The organism is Bradyrhizobium sp. UFLA05-112 (assembly GCF_053572325.1).
Genome location: NZ_JBANBK010000147.1, coordinates 1 through 11,791, shown reverse-complemented (window position 1 = coordinate 11,791; position 11,791 = coordinate 1). Strand labels below are relative to the sequence as shown.

Annotated in this window: 6 protein-coding genes and 3 pseudogenes; 4 read left to right on the top strand and 5 right to left on the bottom strand. The window is 57.0% G+C overall.

The features are described 5' to 3' along the window. Nucleotides 1-166: 166 nt before the first annotated feature. Nucleotides 167-1,924, bottom strand: coding sequence for an IS1634 family transposase (locus SO180_RS40810; RefSeq protein WP_449384430.1), 1,758 nt, complete (start codon nucleotides 1,922-1,924; stop codon nucleotides 167-169). 166 nt (nucleotides 1,925-2,090) lie between these two features. Here SO180_RS40810 and SO180_RS40805 point away from each other — a divergent pair. The 3 genes and pseudogenes from SO180_RS40805 to SO180_RS40795 all read left to right on the top strand — a co-directional run. Beyond that, nucleotides 2,091-2,353 (top strand): annotated as a pseudogene (locus SO180_RS40805) (transposase domain-containing protein); the annotation flags it as partial. Continuing rightward, nucleotides 2,277-2,738, top strand: coding sequence for a DUF3024 domain-containing protein (locus SO180_RS40800; protein WP_449384429.1), 462 nt, complete (start codon nucleotides 2,277-2,279; stop codon nucleotides 2,736-2,738). The pseudogene SO180_RS40805 and the gene SO180_RS40800, both read left to right, overlap by 77 nt. Nucleotides 2,739-2,791: 53 nt before the next feature. Beyond that, nucleotides 2,792-3,060: pseudogene (locus SO180_RS40795) on the top strand (integrase core domain-containing protein); the annotation flags it as partial. Between the two features lie 344 nt (nucleotides 3,061-3,404). Here SO180_RS40795 and SO180_RS40790 read toward each other — a convergent pair. From SO180_RS40790 to SO180_RS40780, 3 genes are all read right to left on the bottom strand, one after another. After that, on the bottom strand, nucleotides 3,405-4,571 hold the full coding sequence (locus SO180_RS40790) for a M20 aminoacylase family protein (protein ID WP_449384428.1): 1,167 nt from the start codon (nucleotides 4,569-4,571) through the stop codon (nucleotides 3,405-3,407). Between the two features lie 599 nt (nucleotides 4,572-5,170). Then, nucleotides 5,171-6,040 carry an enoyl-CoA hydratase/isomerase family protein gene (locus SO180_RS40785; RefSeq protein ID WP_449384427.1) on the bottom strand — a complete coding sequence of 290 codons (870 nt, stop codon included), beginning with the start codon at nucleotides 6,038-6,040 and terminating at the stop codon, nucleotides 5,171-5,173. A gap of 134 nt (nucleotides 6,041-6,174) precedes the next feature. Further along, nucleotides 6,175-8,298, bottom strand: coding sequence for an acetate--CoA ligase family protein (locus SO180_RS40780; RefSeq protein ID WP_449384426.1), 2,124 nt, complete (start codon nucleotides 8,296-8,298; stop codon nucleotides 6,175-6,177). 841 nt (nucleotides 8,299-9,139) lie between these two features. On the opposite strand from SO180_RS40780, the gene SO180_RS40775 reads away from it, so the two are divergent. After that, nucleotides 9,140-10,579: an amidohydrolase family protein gene (locus SO180_RS40775; protein ID WP_449384425.1), complete on the top strand. Its 1,440-nt coding sequence runs from the start codon at nucleotides 9,140-9,142 to the stop codon at nucleotides 10,577-10,579. Between the two features lie 371 nt (nucleotides 10,580-10,950). Here the strand turns inward: SO180_RS40775 and SO180_RS40770 are convergent. Then, nucleotides 10,951-11,592, bottom strand: a pseudogene (locus SO180_RS40770) (Mu transposase domain-containing protein); the annotation flags it as partial. Nucleotides 11,593-11,791: the final 199 nt, after the last annotated feature.

Below are 11,791 nucleotides of genomic sequence, written 5' to 3'. Positions count from 1 at the left end.
CAATCCGTCCACTTCAAGACGAACGCATATTGCCAATCTGCTCAACAGCAACAAGGTGCGGGAGACACGCCGCTTACGATCAACTACTGCCTTAGCCCGAAGTTTTTATTGATCAAATGGGTAACGGCTTGATCCGACTCGCCAATTGGCGAATTGGCTTTTTCCGTTACTGGACACGTTTCGGGTCGAAGGCGAGGAGCTGGAATGCCGCCTCTTGGAGCGGCGTCGACTTCGACAGCAGTGTGAAGTGCTGCTTTTTGGCGAGCGGCATGCGCATGGTGTTGCGCGTCATGGTGCCGAGATGGTCGATGAGGCCGCCGAAGCTGTGGACTGGCTCGCCGTTGGCATTGCGCTTAATCGCCTTTTTGGATTTGGCGGCTGGTGAGGGTTCGGTAGAGACGACCGGGGAAGAGCGCTCTGCGCGCGCGGCATCCAGATCGGTGTCATGGAACAACAGCGGCGCCAGAGCTTGGCGCAGGTGCCATTCGACGTGATAGGCGAGCATGCACAGGAAGACATGCGCGCGCACGCGATCGGCGTTCCAGTGTCGGATTGGGCGTATTTCGAGATCAATGGTCTTCATCGAACGGAAGGCCAGCTCCACGCGCGAGAGATCCTTGTAGGCCTGAACTGCATGCGCAGTCGAGAGATCCTCGGCCGGCACGCTGGTGCGCACGACATAGATGCCATCGAGTTTGGCCTCGGCAGCGATCTGATCGACCTTGCGGGCCCAGCTGAAGTGTCCATCGCGGATGTCGAGCGCAAAGTGCTTGGCCATCTTCTTGGCATTGACGACTTCACCGACGGCGAGACCGATCTCGGCGGCGGTACGCAGCGACGATCCCTTGCGCCGCACCTGCACCTGAACCCGCGCAAGCTCCCTCTTGGTCGCAACGAGCAGTGCCTCGCGCTTGCGGGCGCGCTCTTTGGCCAGCTCGCGATTACGGCACACGATGAGCCGTTCACCTGGAAAGTCGGGCGAGGTGATCTCGGCCAAGTCGCGCTCGTCGAACAGCGAGAGCTGTAACGGGCCGTCTTCTCGCGCCAAAGCCTGTATTTGCGGCGCGCGCAGGCATGTGATCCAGTCCAGGCTCGAGACTTTGAGATCGTCGCGGATTCTCGCAGCAGTAATCATGCCGCGATCGCCGACCAACACCACGCGTTTGATCCCGAAGCGGGACTTCACCTTGTCGATCTGAGATTTCAGCGTGGTTGGATCCGCCCTGTTGCCCTCGAACACCTCGATCGCAATCGGCAGCCCCTCGCGCGTGCAGAGCAGCCCGTAGACGATCTGCGGACGATCGCCTCGGTGATCCCGGCTGTGGCCGTATTGCGCCAGCGGACAATGGCGGCCCTCGAAGTAGGACGAACTGACGTCATAAAGCACCAGAACGCCGTCCTTGAGATGACGGCGGGCCAAGCCGCTCTCGATCCTGACCTGACGCTCCAAGAGCCAATCCAGCGCCTCATAGGCCTCGCAATCCTTGACCTTGCCAAGGCCCAGAACCGCGCCCAGACTTGTCACTGCTGTCGCTTCATCCACTGCGCGCACAAAGCCAAGCTTCGACCGCGGCGCGATCAAGCGATCGACCATCATCGCTAGCACGAGATCGCAGTAGCGCCGCGACGCAGCGTCGTTCGCCGTGCTCAAAATCAATCGATCCAACGCGATCTGACGGATCATTCCCAGCGCCGCAGCAACATGGCCGTGCGGTAACGAGCGTTCGATCTGCAATTCATCCGAGCCCGGCCCAATCAGCGTGCCTCCCCTGAGGATCGCCTTCAGCATCGCCACCACATCGTCCGGTAGCTTGCTCAGATTGGCCAACGTTCGCTTCTGGGTCCGGCCGTTCTCGTCGCGATAGCTCTCGCGCAGAAGCACTGCAGGCGGGGAATCACGATTCGGAACCGTCTCGATGAACATGTCCGAATCGAATCACAGGCGCGCCGATTCGCAAAGCCCCCTTACATGGACACAAATCAAGCGCAAATCCTGGCGCAACTCCCTGATCCGACTCTACATCCAAGTCAAAGACAGTAGAAACTTCGGCTTAGCCGCCGGGATGCCTTCATCCGCTTCCTCGATGTGGATGTCGAACAATGCCGCCGAGCGCGAGCTAAGGGTGGTGGCCGTGGGAAGAAGAAACTGGACCTTCGCCGGCTCCGATGAGGGCGCTCGGCGTGCGGCTGCGATCTACACCCAAATTGGCAGCGCCAAGCTCAACGACGTCGATCCACAGGCTGGCTCGCCGACGTGCTGGCGCGCATCAACGATCATGCTATCCAGAGGTTGGCTGAGCTTCTGCTTTGGAACTGGCGAAGGCCAATGCCGAGGCATGTCGAAGCGGCGTGAGCCAAGAGGAAACATGAGAGCGAGCGGTCTGTCCGCCGCAGATAAATCGGCGGTGACGGCCGCCTGCCAGCAGCTCGTCGACGACTTCCTGAAGCCCCGCTTCCTGCCCACTATCCGGCCGACGCAGTTCAACTATCCCGTCGATATCCTGGGAAAGGGGCTCGGCACCAAATATCGCTTCATTCAAAGCTACCGCTCCGGCCTCCCCGAGAATCTCGGCGAAGAGTTCGACGCCCCGTTCGCCCGCCTCGACTGGATCAGCCGCAATCGCTTCGACATCCAGTGGCACCGTCACACCGGAGAACGGTTCTGCCTCCATCGTGGCCTCACCCTCGCCGAAGCGATTGATACGCTAAGATCCGACGGATTGCTCCATTCACCTTGAACGCCGGAACACTGCAAGCTCGGCTACCCCGCGGTACTCGTCGGATGGATACGTACATTGCCCCCGGTAAGCCGCAGCAGAATGCCTTCGTCGAAAGCTTCAATGGTCTACGCGATGAGCTTTGAACGAAACGCTGTTCACCTCTCTCGCCCATGCCCGCCAAGTGTTGTCGTTCTGGAAAGACGACTACAACACCGTTCGATCGCATAGCAGTCTCGGCAATCTCACGCCAGCCACAGCGCTCCCGATACGCAACGGGGCGGGACGCTGCGCTATGTCGGGGGCTCCGCGCCCCGTCCCGTTGCTTCACCGAGCCACATGAGCCCAAATCAACCTGGAAAGGGCTCAGGTCAGAATGAATCGGGTTGGCATCGAGCGCGAGTCGGCCATTTATTTCAAGAGTCTTGTAGTTCCTCGCCGTCGGCCAGGTCGCTGTAGATTAGCACGAGGTCATCGCCGACGAGCAGTCACTAGCCTCCTCGCAGGATTGGGCACATCCACTTCGTCGGGTCAGCTCAATGGAGCAGCAGGTGCCGGGTTAGGGGTCACCGCGCCGGCCGTCGTCGAGGATCTCAGTTCTAGACACCCGTATCGTACAATCCACAGCTTCTTTTCGAAGCGCCCTAAGCCCGGTCAAGAGTTCCTCGCGTTGTTGTTGTCCAGCCATCAACCAGCACCGAGGACGGTCTCGACTAGGTTGGCCCAGTAGCCAATGCCATAGGGCAGGACGTCGTCGTTAAAGTCATAGGCGGGATTATGTAGCGAGGCGCTTGACCCGTTGCCGGTCATGATGAAGGCCCCCGGACGCGCTTGGAGCATATAGGCGAAATCCTCCGAGCCCATGCGCGGCTTCATTCTGTCGTTTACAGCTGAGGGCCCCACAAGACCAACGGCTGCCTTAATGGCCAGCTGGGTGGCTTCCGTCGCGTTGATCGCAACTGGATCGTGCCTGCGGTAGCTGATTTCCGCGTCACCTCCGAACGCCCTAGCGATACCCTGCGCTGCTTTGGCGATCTCGCGTTCGGCAAAATCCCGCAGGTACGGCGCCAAGCTTCGTACAGTTCCTGCTATCGCTACCGTTTCTGGGATAATGTTGTAGGCTTCGCCGGCGGCGAGTTTTGTAATGGATATTACGAGCGATTCCGTAGGATCCGTCCCACGGGATACGAGAGTTTGGAGGCCAAGAATTACCTGCGCGGCAATCACAATAGGATCGATGTTCTTGTGGGGCGTCGCGGCATGTCCGCCCCGGCCGTTGATCAAAATATCGAATTCATCAAGGCCGGCCATGATTGCGCCATTGCAGATGGCGAAGCGGCCAATATCCAGACCCGGCGAATTGTGCATACCAAACACCTGCGAGATGTCGAAGCGGTCCATGATGCCTTCTTCAACCATCGCCTTGCCGCCTAAGCCCCCTTCTTCCGCAGGTTGGAAAATAAGCGCAACGGCTCCCCTAAACTTCCGAGTCCTTGAGAGATATTTGGCGGCGCCGAGGAGCATGGCCGTATGGCCGTCGTGACCGCACGCGTGCATATGACCCGGCATCTCGGACGACCAGGGTTTGCCCGAAGCTTCAACGATAGGGAGTGCGTCCATGTCAGCCCGCAGCCCAATGGTGGGGCCGACACCAAGCCCGCCCTCTATTACGGCGACGATGCCTGTTTGCGCGATCCCGGTCACGATATGATTAATGCCGAACGAAGCGAGCTTCTCTTCCACAAACTTCGAGGTCCGTGTAAGGAGGTAGCCAAGTTCGGGCATCCGGTGAAGTTCACGACGCCATTCCGTCGCTTCCGTGTGTAAGTCCCGGAAAGTGTCTACGGTCAGCATAGTCGGCTTGTTTATCCCGTGCGTGCTTAACTTGTGTCACTTTAATTTATCGCGGATGCCGCGCCATGTTAGCAGTAACCGCTAGTACCTTACGATCGATCAGCTTGAGGTGCTGGAAGTCTAACTGCCGACCGCGAACATACGATTGTCGGTGTCTGGCCACCTCGGATGACCAATGTGGAAGAGGCGCTACTGCCCGCATCTCAACGGTTGTGGTCTTCTTTACCGCAGCCCTTATTACTCCATCGCCCTAGGAAACGGCACCTGCGCGGTTTTCTTTGCGCGCTTCAGTTCGAGACTGACGCAGCGCAGTATTTCGGGGAACGTGTCGGATAGTCGGAAGCTTACTGGACTCATCCCAACAGACCAGCCAATCGAGTTCTTCCACCATAGTTCATTGCGTGTGTGAAAAGGGGTGACAGCGTGGAAGTCCATCGGTCGGTTCCTTGCAGGATGGCTGGTCAGCGCGTTCTCCGCGCCGACCACGATTCTCGCCGACTCGGCCTCCTTCGTGCTCGCCACGCCTTGCTGCCACTGGTGCCAATGCGCGCGGCACCCACGTGCCGGAACAATGCGTATGTGTGGGTCAAGGTATGTAGTTAGGCTGTGTCTTTGGGAGCGATTGTCCGCGACGAGGACCATGACGTCTCGGATTCAAATGGTGCGAAAATGGAGTCTCGCCACTTAATCGCAGCGCTGGGACCTTCCGTCCATTGGAGCACACGAAAATGCTTAAATTCGGTTTCGGAAAGTGAAATCAGCTTACAGGCTTCTGTACCATACCGCATGGCGGCATCAAAACCGCTAGCTTTAAGGGCATTGTTCAGTGCCTGCTTCTGGCGACGAAGGACGGCTAGAGCTACCCTTGACATGCGCTTTGCGATCCGCGTGACCTCTTCGTCCAGCCGGTCTTTTGGAAACACGCGGCTTACCAAACCTAGACGAAGAGCTTCCTCAGCGTAAAACATATCTCCTGTATAGATCAACTCACGGCAGCGCTGACCGATGAGCCACGGCAACGACAATGTTGCGATGCCGGCAGCAAAGCGAGCCTCGACTGCACCGAAGCGTGTGGTATCGGAGCAGTAGCGCACATCACACATCTGGGCCAACTCCATTCCGCCCGCGAGGCAGTATCCGTCGATCTGCGCGATGACAGGCTTAGAACACTCCCAGACCGAATACTGGAACTTTTCGTCCTGCTTATAACGCCAATCTAATTCATCTAGCGTTTGAGGTGTTTTGCCCCGTTCGTCTTCGTCGCTGAAATCATATCCCGCTGAGAATGCCTTGCCGCCCGCTCCTTTCACTACAACGACGCGAACCTCAGGATCATCATCCGCACGTTGGACCGCATCGCGGAACTCCTTGCAGAGTTGAAGAGAAAGCGCATTTCTTTTTTCTGGACGGTTGAGGGTAATCCGCGCCACACGGTCGTCTGTTTCGTAGAGGATCGTACTATAAGTCATGATCTGTGCTCTCTGATGTTTGCTGCTGTTTTTTGTTACTTCCCGCAACCGGCGGTGACTTCGCATGGGGATGCGGAGTGGAAAGTGTCGATAACCGTCGAGAAAGATATCCCATCCCGACTCGCGGCGCCCCCTTAGGCTGTACGGGGCACGATGAGCGCATCTACTGCAATAACGCCGTTTTGGCGCACGAAGAGGGGGTTAACATCAATGGATCGGAGCTTGTCCCCCATACTACGTGCGATCGCATCGAGCCTTTTGATCGCAGCTATCAGAGCAGCCTTATCTAGGGCAGGTGCGCCGCGAGCACCGCGGAGCAGCGGCTCCGACCGGAGCTCTGCAAGCATCTGATCGGGTTCACCCACCCTGAGGCCTGCGGGCCGCAAGGCTGCGTCGTCCATAATCTCAGTCCAGATGCCGCCTTGGCCGACCAGGACGAAAGATCCAAGAACGTTGTCCGTCTCCAGCCCAAGGATCATCTCAAGCCCGTCACGTATGAACGGTTGGACGATCACGACCCTTGCGCCTGCGGCAAGGAGCTCTCTAGCGACTCGGGAAACTTGCTCGGCATCTCGAAGGTTTGTAAACACCCCAGAGAGCTCAGTCCTGTGTAACACATCCGTATCGCCTATCTTCACGACGACCGGAAAACCCAACTCCTCCGCCGCCTGAACGGCATCTGCAGGTGTCCTGACAAATCGACTGCCGACAACGGTGATGCCTGCCGCCGCTAGAAATTCGAGCGCGGGCTCGCCGGCGAAGGGTTTTCCACCCACCTTATCGATAATTTCGATTAGTTTCGATGTGTCGACGGAGAGCTCTTCGGCTATTGGGGGAATCGGACGCCTCCATTTCACCGCGTGATCAAGTGCCCGAAAGCCCTCTTGCAGGCTGAGAACCAAAACATCCTTCGCGAGGAAATCCCGGACTGATTCAGCCGATGCCGACCCCTCCAGCGGCGTAAGCAACGTAACCAGTTTACTTGCCGAAGATGCTGCTTCTACAGCACTGCGTGCAAATATTTCATGCTCATGGGCATAGGAGGTGGTCAACTGGTTGGGATCGTAGTGCGTGATGACAACGTCCACGTTTGGATCATTTGCAACGGCTTTCAAGATTCTGGGGTTAGAGTCGGCCAGATTCGCGGCGGTACTCCACGTATCCAGGGGATTTTTGCATTCTGTGTAATCAGCGATCGCCCCTTGGAGATCGCGTAATGTCCCTGCCGAAAACTCCGGATAGCTCAGCGCATCGCATTTCGCAGTTTGGTCCAGTATTAACTCAAGGATGCCACCAGAAGGATGAGCAACACCGAGCCTACCTTGCCCAGGCGAAAGCCTCGCCTGCAGGACAAGCGCCACTGATAGAAGCTCTTCAAATGAGTCGACCTGTACAACGCCATGTCTCCGGAACAATTCACGATATAGGCGATGAGGTGCAGCAAGTGCGCCCGTATGGGCCGCAGCCATCTTTCGAGAGGCTTCGGTTCGGCCGGCCTTCAGTAACACAACGGCCTTCCCGGCTTGCCTTGCCCGGCTGCACTCGTGAAAGAAACGATCCGGCTGGCGGATTGTCTCAATGAATCCGCAGATGACCTTTACCTTCGGCTCATCGACAAAATAGGCGAGGTAGTCGGCAATGCCAGTCACGGCCTCGTTGCCGCAAGACACGATATGACTCCAGTGCACGCCACGATCGTTTCCCGCTAACGACGACTTGGGCCCCCCCCCTTGTGCAAACAGGGCGACGCACCCCGGTTGCTTGCGCTCGACCACACCAAGATGCATCGGGACCTGATCAACGTAGTTGATCAATCCACTGCAGTTCGGACCCACTATAGCCATTCCAGCCCGGCGCACGATTTCGGTTAGGCGCGCTTGGGCCTCGATGCCCTCCCCACCGGCCTCTGCAAATCCTGTCGCCACAGCCACGGCCGCGCGCACACCAATCTCTGCAGCCTCTTCGATGACGCGGAGCGTCGAAGCACCATCACGCAAGACAAAAATGGCTTCAGGGACGAACGGCGCGCTACGAAGCGTGGGGTAACAGGGAAAGCCAAGCACTTCCTCGTATTTGGGATTTATGGCAATCACCTGCCCCGAATAATCAAATGCCTTGAAACTCTCAAGAGCCTGTCGGCCCCAGATCGAATTCGCACTTGCGCCAACTACGGCAATTGACTTCGGTCGGAAAAGCGCAACCACGCTGCCCTGGCCAACTGTCGATGATTGCGACATCGGGATATCAGCTTGCAGCATTGCACGCACCTCTGTGAAGCCGCAACAGCCGAACCAACAACAGCAATAGCCTGACTAGCAAAATCTGAAACATTTTCCGTGGTCTCTGGGGGTGGGAGCCCTCGCATGGTTCGGGGGCACTCAAAGTTAGCGAAGACACGTCAATATCGGCGGATCATACGCAAAAAAAGCTGCTATTTTCCGCGAAGCACGGGGAAAATCCGCAAAGAAGCGGGCCAAGATGACGATTTTTGACGCACGGCATCCGCGTGAACCATCGATCCGGCCCGTATTCAATGAGGCATGTTCCCCGCCTGAGGCAGCTCATCGTCCATGAAATGTCAGCACGTCAAAGTGGTCGGTCGCAGGGAGTGCAAGACCAACATAGACGTACCTCGATTGCAACTCGATCGCCAGGGCTGCACCACCTAAACGATTTGGGTACAATCGCCCCGATCCGGCGCAGGGTTTCAGCGAAATAAGGGAAAAGTCGCGGGAAATTCGGCACTAAAGCGGTCTATTCTTCAAGTCTCTGTCAAATTCGGCAGTGGTCGAGGGGGAGCTATGAAGGGATCATGCACTGGGTCAGACGCCGTTCGTCGTTCCGGCCGACAACATCGTTTGGCAAACCGAGCTAATCTTTGACCACGCCTTCATGTCCCGCCACGGCATTGCGCAGGCACTGCCAGAACTGATCGCCAAGGTTGAGTCGGCGCGAGCAAGCACCGGCACTTATCGAGCAGATCATGCGCAGCAATGACTTGCTTCTTTCCGGATGAGAGAGCGAGCATACAGCCACTAGTGGCGCTGGATGGGCGCAATATCTTTTTTTGGTATCTCTTACGAGGGTGGAGCTAATTACATGACAATGAACATCTATTATGAGCCGTTCCACGATTTAACCAGATACATAACATCAACGCCTCTTTGTAGCACACATGAGCACACCGAATTTGAGGAGGCATACTCAAGTGATCCACCTGATGTGCTGACGAATCTTTTCAAGAATTATGTGACGTGGGATTTGGCCGGTGCCGGGGCCCGACCAGACGCACTCAACGAGCTTCTAAACAAACGAAATCCCGATATACGACGTCGTTTTGATGGAATCTCGGAGGCCTGGACGCGTGCTCAGCACACCGGTTACGGAGAGGCCGTGTCAATCATCGCTAAGCACCTATATGGGATCGAGGAGCTCAATGCAGAAACGATCGAGGCCGCGCAGATAGCTTCGCAACAGAATAGTAGGGTGGATGAACGACTTCGTTTACTTCGGGACGTAGCGAATCTCGATCACGTGCAGATCGATACGTTGGATCGGCATGTTCCGCTTGAAGCGTTTGGCCAGGACTTCTTCCTCTATGACATCAATGTTTGCCGTTTTTGCGACGGTACGCCCGAGCTGGACCTTCTTGCCCAAGAGACCGGCGTGCAAATCGTTGACCTCGATGACTTAGACGAGGCGATCTGCAAGATTTTCGAGCAGAATGGAGACCTTGCGATAGCAGTGAAATCTCAGCACGCTTACCATCGAACGCTGCGCTGGCAGCCACGAGAAACAAGCGATGCAAAGAAGGCGCTAGAGAGTTGGCGAAAGAACAATTTTGCCACGCCGGAAGATACTCGACGATGTCTTGGCGATTGGTGCATGGGAAGAATCGCACAGTTCTGTGTTCAGTACGATCTGCCGTTCAAGATCCATACAGGCTGCATTTATGGCACCGGACGTTTCCCAGTCCAAATGTCTGGAGCGGAACAACTGCACGAATTCCTGCGGGTGTATTCGGACACGCGTTTCGTGTTAATGCACATTGCTTATCCCTACGATAGCGAAATAGTTGCAGTCGCCAAGCGGTTTGCAAATGTGTGGGTTGACTTGTGCTGGGCGTGGTCGTTGAATCCACGCGTTACAAGCGAATTTGTCCGCAGAATGATTCATGCCGTCCCAGCGAACAAGCTCTTCGCATTCGGCGGTGATGCCCGTCTTCCGGCGGCTTCGGTCGGCTATGCTATCCAGGCGCGTAGATGGCTAATTAAGACGTTCGCGGACGAAATCAGAGAAGGGCACCTTGTCGAGAAAGAAGCTATCGCGCTCGCAGAACGGTTTATGATTCAGAATCAACGTGAGGTCTTCAATCTCGAAGCAAAGAAGGAGCGGTTGCGACGGACAACAATTGAGGCTCTGAATCATTCCGCCTGGTTGGGAAGAGGATCTCAATCCGAATTGTCAATCGCGCATTTCGACAACAATTTAAACCGGCTCTGGCTCGAGTCTTACAAGGTACGGAAGTCCGAGAGATGATAAATGAGGCGATACGGCCTTACAAGTTAGTCTGCTTTGTGATGCTCCCAGCATTCAAGAAACTAACGCTCCGATCGCTTCAATGATATGAAAATGCATTGCTACAGCGGGGATAGATTTTTAGGATCGAGGACCCAAGCATGATTGTTCGCGCTCGGCAACCGTAAAGGGGAGCGCCTGTACCTTGGTACGAGGGGTGCGGCTCAACAAAACAAGTCCCTCAACATGCTGATGCCCGCTCCGCATTCCACGGCGTGAGCGAGACCCTGGACCTCCTCGTTGTCGGCGAGGCTCGTGAAGGCCTCGGCCATACCAGTAAGGCCGAGCCGCGTAAGCAAGTGGAGTGTAGGATGTGTCAGCATTTTCTTCCCTTAGTGGTAATAATCCGAACCTCTGATGTTGGTGTGGATGATCGGCTCGCGCTCGGGAGACGCAGGCGTTGGGACGCGATCGAGGCCCTTCTCGAGGATCGATTTGACGCTTGGGTAGTTGCGAGCCTGGATCTCAATCGCGCGCAGCGCGGCCGCCTCGAGGCGCTCGGCGCCAAAGCGCTTCTCAAGCCGGAGGATACCCAGGCACGAACGATAGCCCTGTTCGGGATGCGGCCGATCCTCGATGATCCGGTCGACCAGCACGCGCAGCATCGGGCCGATCCGGCTTGCCTCGCTGCGGATCTTTGCCGGCGTCAACTCGCCATAGCGCCGGTGGCTCGAAGGCATGTGGGCGCTGGTCGTCGTGTGCCGCCCGTTGCCACTGCCGCGCATGTGCGCGGCGATACGCTCGCCTCCCAGGAAGATTTCAACCGTTCGTGCGTTGATCCGCGCTTCTACCTCCCGACGGGCGAAGCGATAGGGCACCGAGTAGTAGTGTCGTTCGGTCTCGACATGATAGTCGAGCCCGAGCCGGCATCGGTGCCATTCGGCATGAACTCACGGCTCGCCGGGAAGCGGTTTAAGATCTGGCGCATCAATTTCCTCGAACAGCTGGCGCCGTGTGCGGCCATACTGAGGCAGCGCCGAGCTGGAGCAACTGCTGTACGGAGTGCCTGGTGCGCAGCCTGGTCGCCGCAAGGTGGCCGAGCCTGACTGGTCCGTTATTGCCCGCGAGCTTAAGCGCAAGCATGTGACCTTGCAGGGTAAGCGGCGTGTCTCCCGCACCTTGTTCGGCGTGAGCTGATCGGCAACATGCGAGCCGTCATATACAGTTAGGTTC